Source organism: Kurthia sp. ISK08, assembly GCF_046159805.1.
Classification (GTDB): Bacteria; Bacillota; Bacilli; order Bacillales_A; family Planococcaceae; genus Kurthia; species Kurthia gibsonii.
In genome coordinates this window covers 369288-394640 of the sequence record NZ_JBJXHL010000001.1, presented here as the reverse complement: position 1 = coordinate 394640, position 25353 = coordinate 369288, and the positions used below count along the sequence as shown (strand labels likewise).

The following is a 25353-nucleotide window of genomic DNA, read 5'->3' as shown; positions in this document are numbered from 1 at the left end:
CATGTTAGAATTTGATACAAATGATGATGCACTAGCCGTAATTAAAGTAATTGGTGTTGGCGGTGGTGGTAATAATGCTGTAAATCGTATGATTGAGCATGGTGTTCAAGGTGTAGAATTTATTGCTGTTAATACAGATGCACAAGCATTAAAGCTATCAAGTGCTGAAATAAAATTACAAATCGGTGCGAAATCAACACGTGGATTAGGTGCAGGAGCTAACCCAGAAGTTGGTAAAAAAGCAGCGGAAGAAAGTAAAGAACAATTAGAAGAAGCATTAGCTGGAGCAGATATGGTATTTGTTACTGCTGGAATGGGCGGTGGTACAGGTACTGGTGCGGCACCTGTTATTGCACAAATCGCTCGCGATTTAGGCGCTTTAACAGTAGGTGTTGTTACACGTCCATTTACATTCGAAGGTCGTAAACGCCAATCACAAGCATTAGCTGGTACACAAGCAATGAAAGAAGCGGTAGATACATTAATCGTTATTCCAAATGATCGCTTATTAGAAATTGTTGATAAGAGTACACCAATGCTTGAAGCATTCCGTGAAGCTGATAATGTACTTCGTCAAGGGGTTCAAGGTATTTCGGATTTAATCGCTGTACCAGGTTTAATTAACTTAGACTTTGCAGACGTAAAAACGATTATGTCTAATAAGGGCTCAGCATTAATGGGTATCGGTGTAGCCTCGGGTGAAACACGCGCTGTAGAAGCGGCGAAAAAAGCTATCTCAAGTCCGTTACTTGAAACATCAATTACAGGTGCAAAAGGTGTTCTAATGAATATTACGGGTGGAGCAAGTTTAAGTCTGTTTGAAGTACAGGAAGCGGCAGCAATCGTTGCGTCTGCATCAGACGAAGATGTTAATATTATCTTCGGTTCTGTTATTAATGATGACTTAAAAGATGAGATTGTTGTGACAGTTATTGCAACAGATTTTAATGAAGCAGCTGTTGTGCCAGATCCACGCCAAATGATGCGTCCGGGTCTGAATCAGACTGCGCGCCCACAACAAGTACAACAGTCACCTCAACCAGTACAACAACCGGTTCAAGAAGAGACAGCAACAACTTCAAATAATACGATGTCTGAAGATACGTATGAAATCCCGGCATTCTTAAGAAATCGTAAAAATCGCCGATAAAATAATATAGGTGAGTATCATTTTGAGCCAACAAGTGTTGCACACTAACATTTGTTGGCTTTTATTACAAGCACATAACAGTGTAGACATGTAGGGTGCTATTCATTGAAATCTCTTTATATGCTTGATACAATGAGACTATAAGTAACTTTGAAAAGTTGGGAAGAATATGAAAACAATTACAGAGAATCTAAAAAATATTCAACAACATATAATAGACGCAGCTGAAAAAGCACAGCGTAATACCGAGGATGTTCAAATTATTGCAGTTACAAAACAAGTATCAATTGAACGCGCGCAAGAAGCAATTAGCAATGGTTTGCGACATTTAGGTGAAAATCGCCCTGAAGGATTGATTGCTAAAGAAGAAGTAATTGGTAAACAAGCAATCTGGCATTATATTGGTTCTTTACAAACTAGAAAAGTGCGTAAAGTAATTAATCAAATTGATTATTTACATTCATTAGATCGTCTTAGCTTAGCAGAAGAAATTGAAAAAAGAGCAAATCAAGTAGTAAAGTGTTTCGTACAGGTCAATGTTTCAGAAGAAGAAGCTAAGCATGGTTTAAGTGTAGAAGAAACGATTCCATTTATTAAAGATTTAGCAGCGTATTCTAAAATTCAAATTGTAGGCTTAATGACGATGGCACCAAATACAGAGGACGAAGAAATTATTCGCTACACATTTAAGGGTTTAAAAAAATTACAACAACAAGTCGTAGATTTACAAATCCCGTATGCGCCATGTTCAGAACTTTCGATGGGTATGTCGAATGATTATGCAATTGCAATTGAAGAAGGTGCAACCTTTGTGAGAATTGGTACGGCTTTAGTTGGAAGTGAAGGAAGTGTTTCGGAGTGAAAATGAAAAATGTCGTTAAAAACTTTTTTAGACTAGATGATGAAGAGTTCTATGAAGAAGAGGAAACAACATCGACACAAGTAAAATCAAAACAACAACCAGAAGCACAACCACCTGTTCAAGAAGTATCAAAGAATGCAATGGCGATTCCAAATCGACCACGTCCGAATAAGTCAAAAAAGCCGACAGCAGTACCAACTGTTATTGAAAATGAGCAAGTAGGCTCGATTCATAACGTGGTAAGTTTTACACAAAAAACATCAAAAGTGATTTTATTCGAACCATTTTCTTATACAGAAGTAGAAAATATCGGGGATTGTTTAAAAAATAAACGAGCAGCAGTTGTAAATTTACAGCGTATTGATAAAGTACAAGGAAGTCGTATGATTGATTTTCTAAGTGGTGTCATTTTCGCTTTAAATGGCGATATTAAACAAGTCGGTTCAAATATATTTTTATGCACACCTGATAATGTTGAAGTAGATGGGGCTATTTCAAATTATCATTTTGATGATTAGAGGAGATATTACATGTTAATAAACGTAATTAATATCGCGTTTGAAATTTATTTTTATGTCATTATTGCTTATGTATTGATGTCATGGTTACCGGCATTACAAGGGTCTACTTTTGGTCAAGTGATTGGCAAGATTGTTGAACCTTATTTGGAAATTTTCAGAAAGATTATTCCACCGATTGGTATGATTGATATTTCACCAATTGTTGCAATCATCGCACTGAATTTTATTCAACTTGGTGTAATCAAAGTATTGTTTTATCTAATGTATTAAATAGAATGTTGAAGGGTGACCTTTTCACAGTATCGTTCGTAAGTCACTATACTGAGAGAAGGTCACTTTTTTGAGGTGAAAACATGGAAGAAATTTTACAACACTTTCGAGAAGATGAGCAGCCTTTTGTTATTCAAGCGAAAGAATGGATTGCAGATGTGGCACTACGATATACACCAAAACTAACCGCTTTTTTAGATCCACGCCAAATTGCTATTATTACATCTTTAGTAGGTCACAATGGTGATGTAAAGATTCAAACATCTGGTGGTTTTATAGAAGCAGAAAGACAGCGTGTGCTGCTATACCCAGATTACTTTGAGCCAGAAAAGAATGATTTCGAGTTAGTGGTATATGAATTACGTTACCCCGCAAAATTCTTACAATTAAAACACGGTGATGTTTTAGGTGCATTAATGGCGACAGGTTTAGATCGTGGTAAGTTTGGGGATATTAGAATAGATGGAGAAAAAATCCAATTTGTTATACAAAAAGCATTTGCATCCTTTATTATGGTTAATTTAGAGTCCATTCATAAAGCGAAGGTTCATTTAATGGAAGTGACAGAAAAAGCTCATTATCTTTTGCCACAAGATCAATGGACGGAACAATATGATACGGTATCTTCGTTACGTTTAGATACAGTAATTGCATCTGTTTATAAAATATCACGTCAAAAGGCATCGCAATTGATTCAAGCTGGAAAAGTAAAAGTGAACCATCAGCAACAAGAGCAAGGAACGATGGAGTTAGAAGAACAAGATTTAATCTCAATTCGAGGGTTTGGTCGCTCTATGATTCGTTCAATCGAAGGACGTACAAAAAAAGATAAAATTCGTATTGTATTTGGGAAATTAGAAAGAAAAAGATAAAAATTATAAAAAAATGATAATAGTAGATGAAGTTATACCTAATGAGGGGTATAATAAACCTATCTATATTGACAGAAAAAAGGGGAGAAAAATATGCCAATATCACCAATCGATATACATAATAAGGAATTCAACCGCGCGTTTCGTGGATATAATGAAGATGAGGTTAATGAGTTTTTAGAACAAGTTATGGAAGATTTGAAAGTCATTTTAGACGAAAAAAAGGAATTGGAAAACCGTCTGGTATCGATGAATGAGCAAATTGGTCATTATAACTCTTTAGAAGATACACTTCAAAAGTCAATTATTGTGGCACAAGAAGCGGCTGAAGAAGTGCGTCGTAATTCACAAAAAGAAGCGAAGTTAATTGTGAAAGAAGCAGAGAAAAATGCCGATCGTATTGTGAACGAAGCACTTTCAAAAGCGCGTCGTATTGCGATGGAAATTGAAGAACTGAAAAAACAATCAAAAGTATTCCGCAATCGCTTTAAAATGATTGTAGAAGCACAATTGGACTTAATCGAGAATGATGATTGGGATCATTTAATGGAATATGAAGCAGATACATCAGAACTAGAACATTTAAATTTACCACAAGAATAGTTGAGTACTACTTGACGAATGCGAAACGTTTTTTTATAATCGCATTATATGTATAAAAGTATTGATAGAGACAGTATTTTATGAGAGCAGTAAAGCGATTCGAGGATAGTGTAAGCTCGGACAACGTAATCATAAGAGAAAATCACTCTTGAACTAGATTGCTGAACAGATTTAGTAAGCAATCTCGGGCGCACACCGTTACTGTGTTCTAAGAGGCAAATTAAGTAGAATTAGTTTGCAACTAGGGTGGTACCGCGAGAATACTCCTCCTCGTCCCTTTGGGATGGGGAGTTTTTTTATTTCATGGGAAATTTCCTAGGAAAAATATGAGATGAATTAGAGGAGGAACTTCAATATGGATTATAAAAATACACTATTGATGCCAAAAACAGATTTCCCGATGCGTGGAAATTTACCAAACAACGAACCAAAAATCCAAGATAAATGGAACGAGATGGATATTAATAAACTTGTTCTTGAACGTACAAAAGATCGTACACCATTTATCTTACATGATGGACCTCCGTATGCGAACGGCGATTTACACATGGGTCACGCTTTAAACAAAGTATTAAAAGATATGATTAACCGTCACCGCTCAATGACAGGTTATTTTGTACCGTACGTTCCTGGTTGGGATACGCATGGTTTACCAATTGAGCAAGCATTAACTAAAAAAGGACATGACCGTAAAAAAATGTCGGTAGCAGAATTCCGTGAGTTATGTATGCAATATGCATATGAACAAGTAAATAACCAACGTGAACAATTCCGTCGTATTGGTGTTCGTGGTGATTGGGAAAATCCATATATCACATTAAAACCAGAGTTTGAAGCTCGTCAAATTGGTGTATTTGGTCGTATGGCTGAAAAAGGTTATATCTATAAAGGATTAAAACCTGTTTACTGGTCACCTTCAAGTGAGTCAGCATTAGCAGAAGCTGAAATCGAATATGCTAATGTAACATCACCATCAATTTATGTAGCATTTGCTGTAGAAGATGGAAAAGGCGTTGTGAACCAAGATGAAAAGTTCATCATCTGGACAACAACACCATGGACAATCCCGGCAAACTTAGGTATTTCTGTAAATCCTGAATTCACATATGTTGTAGTGAAAGCAAACAATCAAAAATATATCGTAGCAAAAGATTTATTAGAGGACGTTGCACAAAAACTAGGTTTTGAAAATGTGGAGATTGATCGTGAAATCTCAGGTGCAGATTTAGAAAACGTAACAGCGAAACATCCTTTATTTGACCGCACATCATTAGTAATGTTAGGTGACCACGTAACAGCAGAAGCTGGTACAGGTTGTGTTCATACAGCGACAGGTCATGGTGAAGATGACTATCAAGTTGGTAAACGTTATGGACTTGAAACATTATCAATCGTTGATAACAAAGGTATGATGACAGAAGATGCAGGCGAATTTGCTGGTTTATTCTATGAAAAAGCAAATGGACCAATCTGTGATAAGTTAGAAGAAGTAGGTGCTTTATTAAGCAAAACATTCTTCGAGCACTCGTACCCACATGACTGGCGTACAAAAAAACCAGTTATTTTCCGTGCAACACCACAATGGTTTGCATCAATTGAAAGCTTCCGCGGCGAATTATTACAGGCGATTCGTGATACAAACTTCACACCTGTATGGGGTGAAACACGCCTGTACAATATGATTCGTGATCGTGGTGACTGGTGTATTTCTCGTCAGCGTACATGGGGTGTTCCAATTCCTGTATTCTATGCTGAGAACGGTGAAGAAATCATCACAAAAGAAACAATTGAACACGTACAAAACTTATTCCGTGAACACGGTTCAAATATTTGGTTCCAAAAAACAGCAAAAGAATTATTACCAGAAGGCTTCACACATCCGGGTTCACCAAATGGTGAGTTTACAAAAGAAAATGACATCATGGATGTATGGTTTGACTCAGGTTCAACACACCAAGGTGTATTAGATGAGCGTCCAGAATTACGCTACCCAGCTGATTTATATTTAGAGGGTTCTGACCAATATCGTGGTTGGTTCAACTCATCATTAATCACATCTGTTGCAATCAATGGTCACGCACCTTATAAAGGTTTATTATCACATGGTTTCGTACTAGATGGTGATGGTCGTAAGATGTCTAAATCACTTGGTAACATTATCGCACCATCTAAAGTAATGAACCAATACGGTGCAGATATCCTACGTCTATGGGTTGCTTCTGTTGACTATACAGCAGACGTTCGTATCTCAATGGATATGTTAAAACAAGTTTCAGAAGTATATCGTAAAGTACGTAATACGCTTAAATTCTTACATGGTAACTTACATGACTTCAATCGTGAAACAGACTATGTAGCATATGAAGATTTACGTGAAGTAGATCAATACATGTACATGAAGTTACAACAGTTCATCAAAACAGTACGTGAAGCATATGATGCATATGAATTTGCAACAGTGTATAAAGCGATGAACAACTTCATCTCATCTGATTTAAGTTCATTCTACTTAGATCTTGCGAAAGATGTTGTCTATATTGAAGGTTACGATCAACCAGCTCGTCGTGCGATGCAATCTGTTATTGCAGATACATTAGATGCATTACTAAAGCTATTATCACCAATCATTCCACACACAGCGGATGAAATGTGGTCATATTTAGAAGATACAGATGTACCTTCTGTTCAATTAACAGACATGCCAGATGCAGTTTCAAAAGACAACTTCGAAACATTAGATGAAAAATGGTCACGTATTATGGAAATTCGTAGTGTTGTGTTAAAAGCACTTGAACAAGCGCGTAACCATAAAGTTATCGGTAAATCACTTGAAGCGAAAGTAACTGTGTATTGTGATGAGCAAACAACAGCATTGCTACAAGACCCTACAATTAACTTTGCACAATTAAGCATCGTTTCTCAATTTGTAGTAGGTGGCTTAACAAGCGAAGCACCTGATAGCGCTGTAGAGCAAGATGGTATTGCGGTAACAGTAGAAAAAGCTGAAGGTGAAAAATGTGAGCGTTGCTGGACAATTTCAGAAACAGTTGGCTCTAATGAACAACACCCAACACTTTGCGCACATTGTGCAGAAGTAGTAGAAGCTTATTACGTAGAAGCTGAATAATAAGAATTTAAACATCTTCCTATAATCGTTCATTCGGTTTGGGAAGATGTTTTTCTTTGTGTGCAATTCGTGAAAGAAGTAGAACATGAATAAAAAAATCTTTCGGTTATTTCTCAAAAAGTGAATGGGTATGGTAAAATGAGTAACATATTGTATAGACGGAGGAAACAAGGTGTTTAAATATTATCTTATTGCATTATTTGTTATTGTGTTAGACCAAGTAACGAAGTGGTTTGTAGTAGACAATATGGAACTTGGACAAGAAGTGTCGGTATTTGACCCATATTTATCTATTTATTCGCATCGAAATCGCGGCGCTGCGTGGGGAATTCTACAAGATCAATTCTGGTTATTCGCCATCATTACAGTAGTCGTGGTCGTAGGGATTATCTATTTTTACCATAAAGAAGCAAAAAGAAAACCGTTATTACAGGCGAGTTTAATGATGCTTTTAGGTGGTGCAATTGGTAACTTTATCGACCGAGTATTTCGTGGAGAAGTTGTCGATTTTGTCAGTGTATTAATCCCAGGAATCAATTATCAATTCCCGATTTTTAATATTGCAGATGCAGCGTTAACGCTCGGCGTTATTATGTTAATTATATATATTCTTTTCGAAGATCGAAAAGTAAAGAAAAAGGTGAAGTAATGTCAGAAACATTTTTAATTACAGCAGAACAAAAAGGTCAACGTCTTGATAAAGTCTTAGGAGCTTTACAAGAAGAATGGTCGCGTGGTCAAATTCAAACATTTATTGATGAAGGTCATTTATTAGTAAATGGAGAAAAAGTGAAAAAAACATATAAACTAAAAGAGAACGATGAAATTGTCGTGAATCCTCCAGAGCCAGAGCCACTTGAAATTTTAGCAGAAGATTTAAACTTAGAAATCGTTTATGAAGATGCAGATGTATTAGTTGTGAATAAGCCAAAAGGTATGGTTGTTCATCCAGCGCCTGGTCATACAACCGGTACATTAGTGAATGGTTTAATGCATCAAGTAACAGATTTATCAGGTATTAATGGTGTGATGCGTCCAGGAATTGTTCACCGTATTGATAAAGATACATCAGGTTTATTAATGGTTGCTAAAAATGATTTAGCACATGAATCACTTGTACAACAACTAGTTGATAAGTCGGTTACTCGCCGCTACATTGCATTAGTACATGGTCATATTCCACATGATAAAGGTACAATTGATGCACCAATCGGACGTGACAAAAAAGATCGTCAAAAAATGGGCGTTGTAGATGAAGGAAAACACGCTGTAACACATTTCCAAGTAATTGGTCGATTTGGTGTAGACTATACATTAGTACAATGTCGTCTTGAAACAGGTCGTACACACCAAATTCGTGTGCATATGAACTACATCGGCTATCCATTAGTAGGCGATCCGAAATATGGACCGAAAAAGACAATGGATATCGGTGGTCAGGCATTACACGCAGGTGTACTTGGTTTTGTTCATCCACGTACGAATGAATATTTAGAGTTTGAAGCGCCAATGCCACAAGAGTTTGACGCATTATTGAACGAACTAAAATCTTCATACGATAAAAAATAAAAAAGCAATTGACACTTTAAGTCATAGAGCATATACTGATAACAGTGAAAAACTAATATTCACCTTTAAAGACAGTCCAGAGAGGCTGAAAAGGATGCGAAGAATGTGGGATTACTGTATGCGTACAGTGTATTTGACATATCTATAAGTATACCTATAACCTCTCGGGCATAACGCTCGGGAGTTTTTTTATGCCACGAAATAGGGAGGTAATAACCGTGACAAAAAAAGCAGAAATTCTTGATCAAGCAGGTATGAATCGTGCTTTAACACGAATTGCACACGAAATCATCGAACGCAATGAGGGTATTGATGAAGTGATTTTAGTTGGAATCAAAACACGCGGTGCATACTTAGCGAAACGTTTAGCACAAAAAATCAATACGATTGAGAAAAAAGAAATTCGTTCAGGAGAATTAGACATCTCACTTTATCGTGATGACTTATCGACAAAGACGAATAACGGAGAAGCACTCGTACAACAAGTAGATATTACAGATGATGTAACGAATCAAAAAGTTGTACTCGTAGATGATGTATTGTACACAGGACGTACGGTACGTGCAGCAATGGACGCTGTAATGGATGTCGGTAGACCTTCACAAATTCAACTAGCCGTTCTAGTTGACAGAGGACATCGTGAACTACCAATTCGTGCAGACTTCGTAGGGAAAAACATTCCAACAGCAAGTCATGAACGCATTGTTGTAAGCATGGTGGAAGTAGACGATATAGACCAAGTAGCCATTTACGAATAAGCAAGATAGAATGTGAGGACATTATAGATATGACAAATGCAGTATTAGATATTAACGACAAGCCGAAAACGAGCCAACTTTTAACACTTAGTTTACAACATATGTTTGCGATGTTTGGTTCGACAATCCTTGTTCCAACATTAACAGGTTTATCACCAGCAATCGCACTTTTAACAAGTGGTGTTGCGACATTATTCTTCTTATTAATTACACGCTTTCAAGTACCAGCGTATTTAGGATCATCATTTGCATTTATCGCACCAATGATGGTTGCAACAAAGACATTTGGTGGACCAGGTGGTGCCATGTTAGGTGCCATGCTAGTTGGTGTGACATACGGTATAGTCGCACTAGTGATTTGGAAAACAGGTTATAAATGGTTAATGCGTTTATTACCGCCAATCGTCGTAGCACCTGTTATTATGGTTATTGGTTTAGGTTTAGCAGCAACCGCTGTAGATATGTCAATGAATGAAACATTACAAAACGGTACAAAAGTGTATCATGTTTCTTATTTCATCATTGCGCTGATTACATTAGCAGCAGCCATCTTAGTGAATAACTTCATTAAAGGTGTAGTAAGTACAATGCCAATCTTACTTGGCTTAATTGTAGGTTATGTAGCCGCATTAATTTCAGACAAAATTGCAGGCACAAACTTTATCGACTTTTCAAAAGTAGTTGATGCGGCATGGATTGAAGTACCAAATTTCTTAATACCAGGTGTCGATTACACAATTAACTTTACACCGGCGATTGCGCTTGCGATGGTACCGATTGTTATCGTAACGATTTCAGAACATATTGGTCACCAATTAGTATTGGGTAAAATTGTAAAACGTAACTATATTAAAAACCCTGGTCTAAATCGTTCATTACTAGGTGATGGGTTAGGTACATTCCTTTCAGCATTAGTAGGTGGACCACCTAAAACAACTTACGGTGAAAACATTGGTGTATTAGTGTTAACACGTGTATTCAGTGTATGGGTAATCGGTGGTGCGGCAGTATTCGCTATGCTACTTGCATTCTCAGGTAAGTTAATGGCACTTGTAAGCACAATCCCTGCACCAGTACTGGGTGGTGTATCGATTCTACTATTCGGTATTATCGCTTCATCTGGTCTACGTATGTTAGTTGAAAACAAAATCGACTTCGATCATAAACGTAACTTAGTTATCGCTTCGGTAATCTTAATCTTAGGAATCGGTGGCGGTAAGATTTTATGGCAAAATGCATTCGGTATTGAGGGCAATGATTTTACAATCGAAGGTATGGCTTTAGCAGCAATCGTCGGTGTAATTTTAAATGTCATCTTACCAGGTAAAGCACAGCCAGATATTGAGTTACAAGCAGAAGAAGAACGTGAAAAACAACTTGAAAAATAAATAATAAATAACCTTTTAAAGATTGCCCAGAGAGGCAAAGAAGGGTGCTGTGATTTGTACGGAAGTAGTCTATACACTACCTCTCTACCTTGTCATACCCATCTTAAGCCTCCTTAACCAAATTTAGGGAGGCTTTTCTTATGAAAAATGAGGAGGATCTGCAGAAATGAAAAACTTACTGTCAATGGATGAAGTATCAACAGAAGAAATTATGACGATTTTAAACAGAGCGGCTGAATTCGAGGCGGGCGCACAACCACAACTAGAGAAAGAATACTTTGTTGCAAATCTCTTTTTTGAGCCAAGTACACGTACGAAAACATCATTTGAAGTGGCAGAGCGTCGTGTAGGAGCGACAGTCATTCCATTTGATACAGGCTTTTCAAGTGTATTAAAGGGAGAAACTTTATACGACACAGTAAAAACAATTCAGCAGAGCGGAATTGACGCAGTTGTTATTCGACATAAACAAGATGCGTATTATGAAGAGTTACTAGAAGGGTTAGACGTAGCGATTGTCAATGCAGGAGACGGAGCAGGACAACATCCATCACAATCACTACTTGATTTATATACGATTTATAAAGAGTTTGGACGATTTGAAGGCGTACAAGTAACGATTGCAGGTGATATTTCACATAGTCGTGTAGCGAAGTCAGATGCGATTGCACTTGAAAAGTTGGGCGCAGATGTGCACTTTGTATGCCCACCAGAATGGCAAGGTGAGTTTAACGCACAACATGAGTGGGATCAACAAATCGAAACGAGCGACGTGATTATGTTACTGCGCGTACAACATGAACGTGATGCAGCATATGAAGGGTTCACAACAGAGAGTTATCATGCACAATACGGTTTAACGGTTGAACGTGAAAAGCAAATGAAGGATGGTGCAATCATCATGCACCCTGCACCAATTAATCGCGGTGTAGAAATCGATTCATCATTAGTAGAATGTGAGCGCTCAAGAATTTTCGCACAAATGAAAAATGGTTTATACATTCGTATGGCGATCATGGAGCAAATTTTAAAGGGGAGAGATTAACATGACAAAACTATTAAAAAATGTACAAATGTTAAACGAGCAAGGCGAATTACAGCAAGTGGATATCTTAATGGAAGATGGAAAAGTAGCAGACATCCAATCGACGATTACGGTAGAAGGTGCAGAAGTAATTGATGGTAAAGGGCTTGTCGTCTCTCCAGGGTTTGTCGATGTACATACACATCTACGCGAACCAGGTTATGAGCATAAAGAAACAATCGCAACGGGTTCTGCATCGGCAGCAAAGGGTGGTTTCACAACAATTTGCGCGATGCCAAATACAAACCCAGTACCTGATTCAGTAGAGCATTTAGACATGATTAATCAATTAATCGAAGAACGCGCAGTGATTCGCGTGCTACCATACGGTTCATTAACAGTGGCACAGTCAGGTGATGAGCGTACCGATCTAGCAGCATTAAAAGCACATGGTGCAGTCGCATTTTCAGATGACGGCGTTGGCGTACAAGAAGCAGCAACAATGTATGAACAAATGAAAGATGCAGCTGCAATCGGTATGACAGTTGTCGCACATTGTGAAGATAACTCATTAATCTATGACGGTGTTATGCATGAAGGAACACGTAATAAAGAATTAGGTTTACCAGGTATTCCTTCAATCTGTGAATCTGTACAAATTGCACGCGACGTACTTCTTGCGGAAGCAGCAGGCGCTCACTATCACGTATGTCACGTATCAACAAAAGAATCAGTACGTGCTGTACGCGATGCAAAAGCAGCAGGCATTCATGTAACAGCAGAAGTTTGTCCACATCACTTACTATTAGAAGAGATGGATATTCCATCAGATGATGCAAACTGGAAGATGAACCCTCCTTTACGTGCAATTGAAGATAAGGATTCATTACATGCAGCATTACTTGACGGTACAATCGATTGTATCGCAACAGACCACGCGCCACATACAGTAGAAGAAAAATGCTGTGGTATGGTTGGTGCACCATTCGGTATCGTTGGTTTTGAAACAGCCTTCCCATTACTGTACACACACTTTGTAAAAACAGGTAAGTGGACACTACAACAATTAATTGAGTGGATGGCAACAAAACCAGCAGAAATCTTCAAATTGCCATACGGTAAAATTGAAGTTGGCGCTTCAGCAGATTTAGTCTTAATTGACTTAGAAAAAGAGCAACAAATTGATGCAGAAGGCTTTGTATCAATGGGTCGCAACACACCGTTCAACGGCTGGACAGCACAAGGTTGGCCAGTGATGACAATTTATAACGGACAAATCGTTTGGGAGGATGCACAATGACAACGAGAAAATTAATTTTAGAAAATGGCGAAGTATTTGAAGGAACAGCATTTGGTAGCGAGAATGGATCAGACGGTGAAGTAGTATTCACAACAGGGATGACAGGTTACCAAGAAACAATGACAGACCCATCATTCTGCGGTCAAATTGTAACCATGACATACCCACTAATCGGGAACTACGGCATGAACCGTGATGACTTTGAAACAATTGCTCCAGCAATTAAAGGTTTCGTTGTACAAGAACTAGCAAAAACACCATCAAACTTCCGTTCAGAGCGTACAGTTGATGAATTCTGTAAACAAAAAAAGATCCCTGGAATTGAAGGAATTGATACGCGTAAATTAACACGTATGATTCGTACAGAAGGTTCTGTAAAGGGTTATATTACAGCTGTTGGCGAAGAAGTAAATGTAGAAGAAGTAGTAACACGCCTACAAAATACAACATTCCCAACAAACCAAGTTGAGCAAGTATCGACAAAATCAGCTTATCCATCACCAGGTCGCGGTAAAAAAGTAGTCTTAATGGACTTTGGTATGAAACATGGTATTTTACGCGAATTAAACAAACGTGATTGTGATGTAGTCGTTGTGCCTTACAATACAACAGCAGAAGAAATTTTATCATATAATCCAGACGGTATTATGTTATCGAATGGACCTGGGGATCCAAAAGATGTACCAGAAGCAGTGGAAACAATCAAAGCACTAATCGGACAATTGCCAATCTTCGGTATTTGCTTAGGTCACCAACTATTTGCTCTAGCAAGTGGCGCAGACTCATTCAAACTAAAATTCGGTCATCGCGGTGCAAATCATCCAGTTAAAGACTTAAAAACAGGTCGTACAGAATTAACGTCTCAAAACCATGGTTACGCAGTTGACCCAGATTCATTAGAAGGAACAGATTTAGAAATTACACATGTTGCACTAAATGACGGTACAGTTGAAGGAATACGCCATAAAGTACATCCTGTATTCACAGTGCAATATCACCCAGAAGCATCACCGGGACCAGAAGATTCAAATCACTTATTTGACGAGTTTATCGAATTAATGAATACACATGCTGGGAAGGAGCAATCACAACATGCCTAAACGCCAAGACATTCAATCCATTTTAGTAATCGGTTCAGGTCCAATTGTTATTGGACAAGCCGCAGAATTTGACTACGCAGGTACACAAGCTTGTTTATCTCTTAAAGAAGAAGGTTACCGCGTTATTCTAATCAACTCAAATCCAGCAACAATTATGACAGATACAGAAATTGCTGATAAAGTTTACATCGAGCCAATCAGTTTAGAGTTCGTATCACGTATTCTTCGTAAAGAACGTCCAGATGCAATCCTACCAACATTAGGTGGTCAAACAGGTCTGAATATGGCAATTGAGCTACATAATTCAGGAATTCTTGATGAACTGAACATTGAAATCTTAGGAACAAAATTAGATGCGATCCACCAAGCAGAAGACCGTGATTTATTCCGTAACTTAATGTATGAACTAGATGTACCAACACCAGAATCAGAAATCATTCACACAGTGGAAGAAGCACAAGCTTTCGTAGACCAAGTTGGTTACCCTGTAATCGTTCGTCCAGCATTTACACTTGGTGGAACAGGCGGCGGTATTTGTGAAAACGAACAAGAGCTTCACGAAATCGTTGCTTCTGGTTTAAAATACTCACCTGTAACACAATGTCTACTTGAAAAGTCAATTGCAGGTTATAAAGAGATTGAGTATGAAGTAATGCGTGATTCAAAAGATAATGCAATCGTTGTATGTAACATGGAGAACGTTGACCCTGTAGGGATTCACACAGGTGATTCAATCGTAGTTGCACCGTCTCAAACATTATCAGACCGCGAATACCAAATGTTACGTAATGTATCATTAAAAATCATTCGTGCATTAGGAATTGAAGGTGGATGTAACGTACAGTTAGCACTTGATCCACATAGCTTCAACTACTACATTATCGAAGTAAACCCACGTGTATCACGTTCATCAGCACTTGCTTCAAAAGCAACGGGTTACCCAATTGCTAAATTAGCAGCGAAAATTGCAGTAGGTTTAACATTAGATGAGATGATTAACCCAGTAACAGGTAAAACATACGCTTGTTTCGAACCAGCACTTGACTACATTGTAGCGAAAATTCCACGCTGGCCATTCGATAAGTTCGAAGGTGCAAAACGTAATCTTGGAACACAGATGAAAGCAACAGGTGAGGTTATGGCGATTGGTCGTAACTTTGAAGAAGCGATGTTAAAAGCAGTTCGTTCACTTGAAACAGGACACAAACATCTTGAAATGAAGCATGCAGAAGAATTAACAGATGAGTGGATTCAAAAGCGTATTACAAAAGCAGGCGATGAGCGCTTATTCTTCTTAGGAGAAGCATTACGCCGCGGTGTTACAATCGAGCAAATTCATGAATGGTCACAAATTGATTTATTCTTCTTAAATAAATTTAAAAACATTGTAGATTATGAAGAAGTACTTCGTAACAATGTAAAAGACGTCGAAACATTACGTCATGCGAAGAAAATAGGTTTTGCAGACGAAACAATCGCAAAATTATGGGGCATGAAAGAAGAAGAAGTATATGACTTCCGTAAAGAACATGGCATTATCCCAGTTTATAAAATGGTTGATACATGTGCAGCTGAATTCGAATCAGAAACACCATACTTCTACGGAACATATGGCGACGAAAACGAATCAATCAAAACAGATCGTGAATCTGTAATCGTACTTGGTTCAGGTCCAATTCGTATCGGACAAGGTGTAGAATTTGACTATGCAACAGTACACTCTGTATGGGCGATTCAAGAAGCAGGATATGAGGCAATCATCATTAACTCAAACCCTGAAACTGTATCTACAGACTTCTCAATCTCAGATAAACTATACTTTGAACCATTAACAATTGAAGATGTTATGCACATCGTTGATTTAGAACAACCAAAAGGTGTTGTTGTTCAATTCGGTGGTCAAACAGCAATCAACTTAGCAGATAAACTAGAAGCACGCGGCGTTAAAATCTTAGGTACATCATTAGATGATATCGACCGTGCAGAATCACGTGACCGTTTTGAAGCAGCATTACACGAAATTGGTATTCCACAACCACTTGGTAAAACAGCTACAAACACACCAGACGCTGTAGCAATTGCTGAGGAAATCGGTTACCCTGTACTTGTTCGTCCTTCATATGTATTAGGTGGACGTGCGATGGAGATTGTTTATAACACGCCAGAACTTGAGCATTACATGGCGACAGCAGTAGAAGCTTCACCAGAACATCCAGTATTAATCGACCGTTACTTAACAGGTAAAGAGATTGAAGTCGATGCAATCTGTGACGGCGAAAATGTATGTATCCCTGGTATCATGGAACACATTGAGCGCGCAGGTGTTCACTCAGGTGACTCAATCGCTGTGTATCCAACACAAGATTTATCACAAAAACATATCGACACATTAGTAGACTACACAACACGTTTAGCAAAAGGTTTAAACATTAAAGGATTAATGAACATCCAATATGTTATCTCAGATGACGTTGTTTACGTAATCGAAGTAAACCCACGTGCTTCACGTACAGTGCCATTCTTAAGTAAGATTACAAACATTCCAATGGCAAATGTTGCGACAAAAGCAATCTTAGGTCAATCAATTGTAGAACAGGGATATCCAGTAGGTTTAGCGCCTATTAAAGACGGCGTATTTGTAAAAGTTCCAGTATTCAGCTTTGCAAAACTTCGTCGTGTTGATACAACATTAGGACCTGAAATGAAATCAACAGGTGAAGTTATGGGTAAAGACTCAACACTTGAAAAAGCATTATACAAAGGTTTCGTTGCAGCAGGTATGAAGATTGAAGATCATGGTTCAGTATTAATGACTGTATCAGATAAAGACAAAGAAGAAGCAACAGAACTAGCAAAACGTTTTGTTAATATCGGTTATAGCATTTTAGCAACACCAGGTACTGCGGCAGCACTTGAAGAAGCAGGTGTACAAGTACAAGTAGTTGATAAAATCGGCTCAAACGGCCCAACATTATTAGATGTGATTCAAAAAGGTAACGCACAGCTTGTTATCAACACATTAACAAAAGGGAAGCAACCAGCACGTGACGGATTCCGAATTCGTCGTGAATCAGTAGAAAACGGTGTAGCTTGCTTAACTTCACTTGATACAGCAGAAGCAATCTTACGAGTAATTGAATCAATGACATTCACAGCAGAACAAATGTAAAAAAAGCGGAGGTGCACGAAACCATGATCCAACAAGAACGTATGAAAGTAGTTCGTCAAAAGCAGATAGCAGATGATATTTTTGAGCTGACTTTAATTGGTCAACTCACACTTGAAATGAAAGAGCCTGGACAATTTGTTCATATCCGTGTAGAAGACCACTACGAGCCTTCTTTAAGAAGACCTATCAGTATCGCGGAAATTGATCACGATGCAATGCAATTTAAAATGATTTACCGTGCAGGCGGAAAAGGAACGAAAATATTGTCTACGAAAAAAGCCGGAGATGAAGTGGATGTTCTTGGACCGTTAGGAAATGGTTTTCCAATCGAAGAAGCTGCACCTGGTGAAACAGCTCTATTAGTAGGTGGGGGTATTGGTGTACCTCCTCTCTATGAGCTATCAAAGAGATTAAATGAACGTGGCGTTAAAACCATCCATGTACTTGGTTTCCAATCAGCAGCGAATGTATTCTATGAACAACAGTTCAAAGCGCTAGGCGATACATATATCGTGACAGCTGACGGTACACAAGGCACAAAAGGTTTTGTAACGGATTTATTAGCAGAGGTAAAACCAGAGTTCGATGTATTTTATAGCTGTGGACCATTACCAATGTTAAGTGCTTTAGAAAAATTCTATCCAGAGAAAAAAGGTTTCCTATCATTTGAAGAACGTATGGGCTGTGGTATCGGTGCTTGCTACGCTTGTATTTGCGACACAACAGACGGTGATTACAAAAAAGTATGTTCAGATGGACCTGTATTCCCGAAAGGAGTTGTCGCACTGTGAGCAATCGTTTAAATATCGAATTACCAGGGTTGTCGCTTAAAAACCCAATTATGCCAGCTTCAGGTTGCTTCGGCTTCGGTCAAGAGTATGCGCAGTTATACGATCTATCAAAGCTAGGTGCCATTATGATTAAGGCAACAACACTTGAAACACGTCGTGGGAATCCAACACCACGTGTAGCCGAAACTTCAGCAGGTATGTTGAATGCCATCGGTTTACAAAACCCAGGTTTAGAACATGTATTAGAACATGAGTTACCATGGTTAGAAAAATATGATGTGCCAATTATTGCAAATGTAGCTGGTACAGAAACAGAAGATTATGTAGAGGTGGCAAAGCGCATTTCTAAAGCGCCAAACGTACATGCACTGGAATTGAACATCTCTTGTCCGAACGTTAAATGTGGCGGGATTCAATTCGGTACAGACCCTCAAACAGCAAAAGAATTAACAGCAGCAGTCAAAGCAGTGTCAAGTGTACCTGTCTATGTGAAATTATCACCAAATGTAACGAGTGTTGTAGATATTGCGAAAGCAGTAGAAGCAGGCGGTGCAGATGGTATTACGATGATTAATACATTAGTGGGTATGCGTCTACACGAAAAAACAGGGAAACCTGTTATTGCAAATGGTACAGGTGGTTTATCAGGACCAGCAGTCAAACCAGTAGCGATTCGTATGGTATATGAAGTAAGCCAAGCAGTAAATATTCCGATTATCGGTATGGGCGGCGTTGCCGATGCACAAGATGTCATTGACTTCTTATCAGCAGGTGCAAGCGCAGTCGCAGTAGGGACAGCAAACTTTGTTGATCATTTTGTTTGTCCAAACATCATTGAGCAATTACCAGCTAAGCTAGACGAGCTAGGTTATGCACACATTTCAGAAGTAATCGGAAGGAGTCACCGTTAATGAATACAAATCCAATTATCGCACTTGATTTATCAAGTAAAGTGGAAGTAATCGAATTTCTAGAACAATTTAATGAAAAACTTTTTGTCAAAGTAGGCATGGAGTTATATTATCAAGAAGGTCCAGCTATTATCCAAACAATTAAAGAGATGGGACATGACATCTTCCTTGATTTAAAACTACATGATATTCCAAATACAGTGAAATCAGCAATGAAAGGTCTAGCAAAGCTAGGTGTAAATCTTGTAAATGTTCATGCAGCAGGTGGTTCACAGATGATGCAAGCAGCAATGGAAGGTCTGATTGAAGGCACGCCAGCTGGTCAAGAACGTCCTGCACTTATTGCGGTAACACAGTTAACTTCTACAACAGAAGAACAAATGCAAAAAGAACAAAATATTTTAACAAGCTTAGATGCGTCGGTGATTAACTATGCCGTATTAGCAAAAGAAGCAGGATTAGATGGTGTCGTATGTTCTGTATTAGAAGCAAAAGGAATCGAAGAAGCTTGTGGCAAAACATTCTTTAAAGTAACACCAGGAATTCGTTTAGCGGGCGGCGAATCACACGATCAAAAACGTGTAGCGACACCAGATTTCGCAAAATCAGAAGGTTCTACACAAATCGTTGTAGGTCGTGCAATTACAAAGGCTGAAAATCCAGTCGAAGCATATCATACAGTACAGCAACTATGGGGAGGCAACGCATAATGGCAATTCAACACGAAGTAGCAAAAGGCATGTTAGAGGCAGGAGCAGTAGAATTACGTCCACATGATTTATTCACATGGGCATCAGGTATTAAATCACCAATCTACTGTGATACACGTCTAACAATTTCATATCCAACAGTGCGTAAAACAATCGCACAAGGATTAGCAGCATTAATTCAAGAAAAATTCCCAACATGTGAAGTAGTGGCAGGTACAGCAACAGCAGGTATTCCACACGCTGCATGGGTGGCGGACATTTTAGAACAACCAATGGTATATGTTCGTTCAAAACCAAAAGGTCATGGTCGCGGAAAGCAAACAGAAGGCAAGTTCCAAGAAGGTGCAAAAGTTGTTGTAATCGAAGACATCGTATCAACAGGCGGTTCTTCAATTAATGCAGTTGAAGCATTAAATCGTGAAGGTGCAGAAGTACTAGGTGTTGTATCAGTGTACTCTTATTTATTACCAGCAGCGATTGAGAACTTCGAAAAAGCAGGCGTACCATACTATAGCTTATCTGATTTTGAAGCACTTGTAGAAGCAGCAGAAGAAACAGGCGCAATTCAAAAAGAAGATATCCCGGGCTTACTTACTTGGTATAAAGATTTAAAAGCAGGTAACTTAAAATAATTGAATAGTAGAGGGTGAGTGCTTATAAAGTACTTCACCCTTTTTTCGAAAAAGAACGTGACAAAATTCGTAATTCTTGTGAACGACGAGTAGAATCCATATCTTTTTTTATAAAAAAGGATTAAGATGAAAGGGACTATGTATGTTCAAAGGAGGTTACATAATGACAGATACAGCTCCAGCTTTAAAAAGTAAAAAAGTTGCTTGGGTTTTATGGTTATTTTTAGGTTTATTTTTCGGTGCGCATCGCATTTATTTAAATCGTATGGGTAGTGGTTTAGCAATTATGTCACTTGGCTTCTTTACATTTATTTTGTCATTCTTAGCAGTTGGTTTATACGTATTCATAATTCTAGGAATTGTTTGGATTATCGAAGGTATTCGTTTAAATAAATTAGTTGATCTTGAGAATGCATTTATTTTAAATGGTGGCTATGATCAAGAGGATTAGTCAAAAATCATTTTTCTTTTGCGTATAAGACGTAATGGAAAAATGATTTTTTATTTGACAAAAGAAAGAGATTCGATAGAAGATAAAGTCAACGAATAAAGTCGGCTTAAAGGGTGAGGTAGTATGGAAACATTCAAACTAAATGAACAGACAATCATTGAACGTGTTGTATTAAAAGTAAAAGACTTAACGCGTCAAATTGCATTTTATGAACGAGTAGTAGGATTAAAATGTATTAAGCGCACACAAGAAGAAGCGTTTTTAGGAATTGACAATCATATTTTAATCGAGATGCGAAAAGTAGCTGAAAAAGAACAACCATCAAAAGGAACAGGGCTCTTTCACTTTGCTTTACTTTTACCAAGTAGAGAAGCTTTCGCCACTAAATTCTTTCATATACTACAAAATAAAGAACCGATTGATAGTCCCGAGGAACAAGTGAAAGTTTTGCCGCATTTTGACAAAATAATACCAATCTCACGTTTAGATAGTGCCAGTGATCATGGTTATAATGAATCGTTTTATATCCATGATTTAGAAGGGAATGGAATTGAAATTTATGCAGATCGTCCGCAAATACAGTGGGGCAATCATGAAAGAGGCGTGAATCACCCTTTAAATTTTAAAGAGCTTGCACCATTAGCAGATTTTACAACAGATGGTGGATTACCTTTAGGCACAGTAATTGGGCATGTCCACTTGCGATTAGATCGTATGGAAGAATGTGTTGATTTTTACACAGATATTTTAGGTTTTGAGTTGAAGGAATTAGAGGAACATGTCTTTTTCGTATCATCAAGTGATTACCATCATCAATTAGCAGGGAATATTTGGTCGGGTTCAGATATTACACACCCAGTAGCTATGCATACAGGACTTCATCATATTGTGTTGGCATTACCAACAGAAGATGCACTTCAAAAGGCAAAAGACCACATAAAACAATTTATTTTAATGCAAGAAGCAACAAATGGATTTTTTGTAAAAGATCCAAGTGGGAACGTTATTTTGTTAAAAGTGAAAGAAATTATGTAGTAGATTTACTTTTTATATTCATAACTAAAGGACTAGAATTTCCATAAGCATAGAATAAAGGTGATTTCAATACTTTTTTATGGGATGAAAGGATAAAAAGTTATTAATTAGGATTTATGGGGTAACGTATGTAGGAAGGTAAAATGAGGGGGAGGTGAAATAGCCACTAGGCGAGAAAAATAATCGCTTGTACCGTTTAAATTTTTTACAGTGATAAATCATTTGAAAATGGCAGTGCATATTTTTCATAGTTGATCTATTTAGGTTGATAGATCGCCATCGCTATAAAGTGGAATAGGTTAATAATGGTTTAATGATGTTACCATATTTATAAAATGATTTTTTGTATTGGATACATGAATTTCTTTCCGTTATAGATAGTGGAAAAAGAAGCGTATGTAAACAATCGACATGTAATTCTACATCTAATTATACTCATTCATGGGCGAACATGAATGAGTATTTTTTTAAGGAGCGTGAAGGATTCATGAAAGAAGATGTATTACAACAATTTATTTATAGTCATCCAGATATTCGTGCAGTAGGTATTGAAGGGTCCATCGCAACAGGTCGACAGGATCTCTATTCAGATTTAGATGTTACGCTGTTTACAACACATCTACCTAACTATCTGGAACAATCATCGTGGTTAGATTCTTTTGGACCACGTATTATTATGCAAACACCTGAACCAATTCAGTTAGAAAGTGATTTTGTGTTATATCCTTTTTTAATGTTATTTGAAGATGGGAGCCGTATCGATTTAAAGATGGCATCCGTATATGCATTTGAAGCGTACTTGAATTGGGAGTCTACTGTTCAAATTGTCATGGATTTAGATCATCGTCTACAAGTTCAACCCATTCCGAATGAACAGAGTTTTATTATCCAAAAACCATCAGAGCAAGATTTTTTTGAATGTACGAATGAATTTTTCTGGGTAGCTACATATGTAGCAAAGGGAATATTGCGTCATCAATTTATTTATGCAGCGAAACACCTTGAAATTATACGAGAAGAACTTTTACGTATGATAGCTTGGTCGATTAGTGAACTACATTTAGAGCGTGTCAATTTAGGCAATGCTTATAAATATTTACATGAATATATGGATGAACAGGATTTTGAAGAATTACGAACGACGTATGCAATAGGCAGTAGTACAGCACAAAAAGATGCTCTCCAAACGATGATTACCTTATTTGAACGCTATGCAAAACCATTAGCAGAATCTTATAATTATAACTACTCAGAAGAATGTGAAGCCACGAAGCAATACATCTTAAATATTCTTGAACAAAGAGGTATTGGTATGAAATCAAAATAATGAAGCAAAAAGCCTGAGACGATTTTGTCTCAGGCTTTTTTCAGATTTAAGTATTTGCTTGTAATTGCATCACAAGTGCTTCATCTGGCGTTACAAATACTGTTTTTTGTTCAAAATAAATAACAAAACCAGGTTTTGCACCACTTGGCTTTTTCACTTGTTTTACCTCTGTATAGTCAACCGGTACAGACGAAGATTCACGTGCTTTACTGAAGTATGCAGCGAGTGTTGCTGCTTCTAAAATTGTTTGTTCGTCTGGATCATCTGAGTGAATGACTACATGCGAACCAGGAATATCTTTCGTGTGTAACCATGTTTCCCATTTACGTGCAATTTTAAAGGTTAAATAATCATTTTGTTTATTATTTTTCCCAATCGAAATCGGCACACCTGTAGAAGATACATATTTTTCTGGTGTTGGTTTCACCGGTTTTTTACGACGTTTCGATTTTTTCAGGCGCATATACCCTTGTTCTGCTAACTCTTCACGAATTTCTTCAATGTCAGCAGGAGACGCTTGCTGAACTTGTTGTGCAAGTAATTCGAAGTATTCAATGTCTGCTGTCGCAATTTGAATTTGTTCTTCCACTTTGACAAGTGCATGCTTAAACTTATTGTATTTTGCATAATAGCTCTGTGCATTTTCAATCGGTGTTTTGCGTTCACTCAGTGGAATCGTAATCTTGTCACCTGTTTCGCTATAGTAATTTTCAACCGTAACAGACTTCGCACCTTTTTCGAATTGATAAAGATTTGCCATTAATAATTCACCAAATAATTGATACTGATCTAAGTTTTGAGCGCGTTTTAAATCTTGATCTAATTTTTTTAGTTTTAGCTTCAATTTATTAATCTCAGCTTGCAACCAGTTTTCTAAATCGCCTGCTTGTTGTTTTACACGATCACGTTCTGCACGTGCAAAGAATACACGATCGAGTAATTCACTCAATGTATTGTAGTAGGTTTTTGGTTCTTCAAAGCTATGCAAATCAATTGGTGAGAAAATCACTTTTCTTCCTTGTTCTAAATACGTTGGTTTTGTTCCACCAACTACAAATTCATTCACGAAATCGCGGAAGATGGAAACCGTTGGCACTTGTTGTTCTTGTGCGCGAAATAATAATTCATTCGCGTGAAGGGGAGAAAATCCGACGAATTGTTGCATGATTTCTTTTGCATCACGAATTTCAGTGAAGAATTCTGCCAGTTGGTCATCCGTTACTGTAACAGGATTCCACTTATCTTGTTTCGGCGGTGCAATATAGATAGAACCAGGGAGAACCGTACGATAACTATTCATAGCAGGTGGTAAGTGTTTCAAACTATCCACAATTTTTTCAGTCTCTGCATCGACCATAATTAAGTTACTATGACGTCCCATAATCTCAGCATAAATATAACGTGTAATCGGATCACCAATCTCATTCTTACTCGAAATCGTCAATTTTAAAATACGGTCTGCATCGAGTTGTTCGATTGTCTCGATGAAACCACCTTCCACATGTTTACGCAATAAAGAGCAAAACATCGGTGGTTCAGGTGGATTTTCGATTGTTTGTTCCGTCATGTGTACACGCGCATATGTTGGATGAATCGAGAATAATAACTTTTTATTTGCTCCATTTGCACGAATCGTAAAGATGACTTCTTGTGCGTTTGGTTGATGCACTTTAGCGATTCTACCTGTAACGAGTTGTTGTAATTCTTTTGTCATTGCGATTGTAAATAAACCATCATAAGCCATAGTCAAATCCTCTTTCGTTCTAGAGTTTGTCAGTACTCC

23 protein-coding genes and 1 other annotated feature are annotated in these 25353 nt (G+C 37.8%); of the genes, 22 read left to right on the top strand and 1 reads right to left on the bottom strand.

Going from position 1 to position 25353, the window contains the following annotated elements; genetic code table 11:
• The first annotated feature begins 1 nt into the window (after position 1).
• The 22 genes from ftsZ (at position 2) to ACKVQX_RS01765 (ending at position 23570) form a co-directional block, all read left to right on the top strand.
• On the top strand, positions 2-1150 hold the full coding sequence (ftsZ, locus tag ACKVQX_RS01870; RefSeq protein ID WP_068455074.1) for a cell division protein FtsZ: 1149 nt from the start codon (positions 2-4) through the stop codon (positions 1148-1150).
• Positions 1151-1319: 169 nt separating this feature from the next.
• On the top strand, positions 1320-2012 hold the full coding sequence (locus ACKVQX_RS01865; RefSeq protein WP_068455073.1) for a YggS family pyridoxal phosphate-dependent enzyme: 693 nt from the start codon (positions 1320-1322) through the stop codon (positions 2010-2012).
• Positions 2013-2014: 2 nt separating this feature from the next.
• Positions 2015-2530, top strand: a complete 516-nt coding sequence (locus ACKVQX_RS01860; protein WP_325921845.1) for a cell division protein SepF — start codon at positions 2015-2017, stop codon at positions 2528-2530.
• A 12-nt stretch (positions 2531-2542) separates the two neighbouring features.
• Complete coding sequence (locus ACKVQX_RS01855) at positions 2543-2803, top strand: YggT family protein (RefSeq protein ID WP_068455063.1); 261 nt, start codon at positions 2543-2545, stop codon at positions 2801-2803.
• Positions 2804-2886: 83 nt separating this feature from the next.
• Complete coding sequence (locus ACKVQX_RS01850; RefSeq protein ID WP_409135972.1) at positions 2887-3675, top strand: RNA-binding protein; 789 nt, start codon at positions 2887-2889, stop codon at positions 3673-3675.
• A 93-nt stretch (positions 3676-3768) separates the two neighbouring features.
• On the top strand, positions 3769-4278 hold the full coding sequence (locus ACKVQX_RS01845) for a DivIVA domain-containing protein (RefSeq protein ID WP_068455061.1): 510 nt from the start codon (positions 3769-3771) through the stop codon (positions 4276-4278).
• 52 nt (positions 4279-4330) lie between these two features.
• Positions 4331-4559 (top strand) — a binding site (T-box leader).
• Between the two features lie 74 nt (positions 4560-4633).
• Entirely contained in the window at positions 4634-7405 is a 2772-nt protein-coding gene (ileS, locus tag ACKVQX_RS01840; protein WP_068455060.1) for an isoleucine--tRNA ligase, read from the top strand.
• 172 nt (positions 7406-7577) lie between these two features.
• Positions 7578-8054 carry a signal peptidase II gene (lspA, locus tag ACKVQX_RS01835; protein ID WP_068455058.1) on the top strand — a complete coding sequence of 159 codons (477 nt, stop codon included), beginning with the start codon at positions 7578-7580 and terminating at the stop codon, positions 8052-8054.
• Entirely contained in the window at positions 8054-8974 is a 921-nt protein-coding gene (locus ACKVQX_RS01830; protein ID WP_068455057.1) for an RluA family pseudouridine synthase, read from the top strand. The genes lspA and ACKVQX_RS01830 overlap by 1 nt, the downstream gene beginning before the upstream one ends.
• Before the next feature lie 191 nt (positions 8975-9165).
• Complete coding sequence (gene pyrR, locus ACKVQX_RS01825) at positions 9166-9732, top strand: bifunctional pyr operon transcriptional regulator/uracil phosphoribosyltransferase PyrR (protein WP_325921679.1); 567 nt, start codon at positions 9166-9168, stop codon at positions 9730-9732.
• A gap of 29 nt (positions 9733-9761) precedes the next feature.
• Positions 9762-11120, top strand: a complete 1359-nt coding sequence (locus tag ACKVQX_RS01820) for a solute carrier family 23 protein (RefSeq protein WP_325942932.1) — start codon at positions 9762-9764, stop codon at positions 11118-11120.
• 166 nt (positions 11121-11286) lie between these two features.
• Positions 11287-12165 carry an aspartate carbamoyltransferase catalytic subunit gene (locus tag ACKVQX_RS01815; RefSeq protein ID WP_141272728.1) on the top strand — a complete coding sequence of 293 codons (879 nt, stop codon included), beginning with the start codon at positions 11287-11289 and terminating at the stop codon, positions 12163-12165.
• Position 12166: 1 nt separating this feature from the next.
• The gene (locus ACKVQX_RS01810; RefSeq protein WP_087682418.1) at positions 12167-13444 is read left to right on the top strand and encodes a dihydroorotase; all 1278 of its coding nucleotides are present in this window, start codon (positions 12167-12169) and stop codon (positions 13442-13444) included.
• Positions 13441-14544: a carbamoyl phosphate synthase small subunit gene (locus ACKVQX_RS01805; RefSeq protein ID WP_343174680.1), complete on the top strand. Its 1104-nt coding sequence runs from the start codon at positions 13441-13443 to the stop codon at positions 14542-14544. Before ACKVQX_RS01810 ends, ACKVQX_RS01805 begins: the two co-directional genes overlap by 4 nt.
• Positions 14537-17713, top strand: a complete 3177-nt coding sequence (carB, locus tag ACKVQX_RS01800; protein WP_336663113.1) for a carbamoyl-phosphate synthase large subunit — start codon at positions 14537-14539, stop codon at positions 17711-17713. Before ACKVQX_RS01805 ends, carB begins: the two co-directional genes overlap by 8 nt.
• A gap of 23 nt (positions 17714-17736) precedes the next feature.
• Positions 17737-18504: a dihydroorotate dehydrogenase electron transfer subunit gene (locus tag ACKVQX_RS01795; protein WP_087682421.1), complete on the top strand. Its 768-nt coding sequence runs from the start codon at positions 17737-17739 to the stop codon at positions 18502-18504.
• Positions 18501-19415 carry a dihydroorotate dehydrogenase gene (locus ACKVQX_RS01790; protein ID WP_285215962.1) on the top strand — a complete coding sequence of 305 codons (915 nt, stop codon included), beginning with the start codon at positions 18501-18503 and terminating at the stop codon, positions 19413-19415. The genes ACKVQX_RS01795 and ACKVQX_RS01790 overlap by 4 nt, the downstream gene beginning before the upstream one ends.
• Positions 19415-20125 (top strand): orotidine-5'-phosphate decarboxylase, encoded by a 711-nt coding sequence (gene pyrF / locus ACKVQX_RS01785; RefSeq protein ID WP_409135971.1) that lies wholly within the window; start codon positions 19415-19417, stop codon positions 20123-20125. Before ACKVQX_RS01790 ends, pyrF begins: the two co-directional genes overlap by 1 nt.
• On the top strand, positions 20125-20757 hold the full coding sequence (pyrE, locus tag ACKVQX_RS01780; protein ID WP_087682424.1) for an orotate phosphoribosyltransferase: 633 nt from the start codon (positions 20125-20127) through the stop codon (positions 20755-20757). The genes pyrF and pyrE overlap by 1 nt, the downstream gene beginning before the upstream one ends.
• A gap of 163 nt (positions 20758-20920) precedes the next feature.
• Positions 20921-21208 (top strand): NINE protein, encoded by a 288-nt coding sequence (locus ACKVQX_RS01775; RefSeq protein ID WP_068455031.1) that lies wholly within the window; start codon positions 20921-20923, stop codon positions 21206-21208.
• A gap of 123 nt (positions 21209-21331) precedes the next feature.
• Complete coding sequence (locus ACKVQX_RS01770; protein ID WP_068455028.1) at positions 21332-22243, top strand: VOC family protein; 912 nt, start codon at positions 21332-21334, stop codon at positions 22241-22243.
• Between the two features lie 487 nt (positions 22244-22730).
• Entirely contained in the window at positions 22731-23570 is an 840-nt protein-coding gene (locus ACKVQX_RS01765; protein ID WP_368634209.1) for an aminoglycoside 6-adenylyltransferase, read from the top strand.
• 46 nt (positions 23571-23616) lie between these two features.
• Here ACKVQX_RS01765 and ACKVQX_RS01760 read toward each other — a convergent pair whose 3' ends face one another.
• On the bottom strand, positions 23617-25314 hold the full coding sequence (locus ACKVQX_RS01760; protein ID WP_068455022.1) for an NFACT family protein: 1698 nt from the start codon (positions 25312-25314) through the stop codon (positions 23617-23619).
• Between the last annotated feature and the right edge of the window lie 39 nt (positions 25315-25353).

What these genes read in the sequence shown, in the direction of transcription:
- pyrE (WP_087682424.1), top strand. Translation starts at nt 20,125, where the DNA reads ATGGCAATTCAACACGAAGTAGCAAAAGGCATGTTAGAGGCAGGAGCA.
- ACKVQX_RS01760 (WP_068455022.1), bottom strand. Translation starts at nt 25,314, where the DNA reads ATGGCTTATGATGGTTTATTTACAATCGCAATGACAAAAGAATTACAA.
- pyrF (WP_409135971.1), top strand. Translation starts at nt 19,415, where the DNA reads ATGAATACAAATCCAATTATCGCACTTGATTTATCAAGTAAAGTGGAA.
- carB (WP_336663113.1), top strand. Translation starts at nt 14,537, where the DNA reads ATGCCTAAACGCCAAGACATTCAATCCATTTTAGTAATCGGTTCAGGT.
- ACKVQX_RS01830 (WP_068455057.1), top strand. Translation starts at nt 8,054, where the DNA reads ATGTCAGAAACATTTTTAATTACAGCAGAACAAAAAGGTCAACGTCTT.
- ACKVQX_RS01795 (WP_087682421.1), top strand. Translation starts at nt 17,737, where the DNA reads ATGATCCAACAAGAACGTATGAAAGTAGTTCGTCAAAAGCAGATAGCA.
- ftsZ (WP_068455074.1), top strand. Translation starts at nt 2, where the DNA reads ATGTTAGAATTTGATACAAATGATGATGCACTAGCCGTAATTAAAGTA.
- ACKVQX_RS01845 (WP_068455061.1), top strand. Translation starts at nt 3,769, where the DNA reads ATGCCAATATCACCAATCGATATACATAATAAGGAATTCAACCGCGCG.
- ACKVQX_RS01850 (WP_409135972.1), top strand. Translation starts at nt 2,887, where the DNA reads ATGGAAGAAATTTTACAACACTTTCGAGAAGATGAGCAGCCTTTTGTT.
- ACKVQX_RS01810 (WP_087682418.1), top strand. Translation starts at nt 12,167, where the DNA reads ATGACAAAACTATTAAAAAATGTACAAATGTTAAACGAGCAAGGCGAA.
- ACKVQX_RS01855 (WP_068455063.1), top strand. Translation starts at nt 2,543, where the DNA reads ATGTTAATAAACGTAATTAATATCGCGTTTGAAATTTATTTTTATGTC.
- ACKVQX_RS01770 (WP_068455028.1), top strand. Translation starts at nt 21,332, where the DNA reads ATGGAAACATTCAAACTAAATGAACAGACAATCATTGAACGTGTTGTA.
- ACKVQX_RS01820 (WP_325942932.1), top strand. Translation starts at nt 9,762, where the DNA reads ATGACAAATGCAGTATTAGATATTAACGACAAGCCGAAAACGAGCCAA.
- ileS (WP_068455060.1), top strand. Translation starts at nt 4,634, where the DNA reads ATGGATTATAAAAATACACTATTGATGCCAAAAACAGATTTCCCGATG.
- ACKVQX_RS01805 (WP_343174680.1), top strand. Translation starts at nt 13,441, where the DNA reads ATGACAACGAGAAAATTAATTTTAGAAAATGGCGAAGTATTTGAAGGA.
- pyrR (WP_325921679.1), top strand. Translation starts at nt 9,166, where the DNA reads ATGCCACGAAATAGGGAGGTAATAACCGTGACAAAAAAAGCAGAAATT.
- ACKVQX_RS01815 (WP_141272728.1), top strand. Translation starts at nt 11,287, where the DNA reads ATGAAAAACTTACTGTCAATGGATGAAGTATCAACAGAAGAAATTATG.
- ACKVQX_RS01775 (WP_068455031.1), top strand. Translation starts at nt 20,921, where the DNA reads ATGACAGATACAGCTCCAGCTTTAAAAAGTAAAAAAGTTGCTTGGGTT.
- ACKVQX_RS01865 (WP_068455073.1), top strand. Translation starts at nt 1,320, where the DNA reads ATGAAAACAATTACAGAGAATCTAAAAAATATTCAACAACATATAATA.
- ACKVQX_RS01860 (WP_325921845.1), top strand. Translation starts at nt 2,015, where the DNA reads ATGAAAAATGTCGTTAAAAACTTTTTTAGACTAGATGATGAAGAGTTC.
- ACKVQX_RS01765 (WP_368634209.1), top strand. Translation starts at nt 22,731, where the DNA reads ATGAAAGAAGATGTATTACAACAATTTATTTATAGTCATCCAGATATT.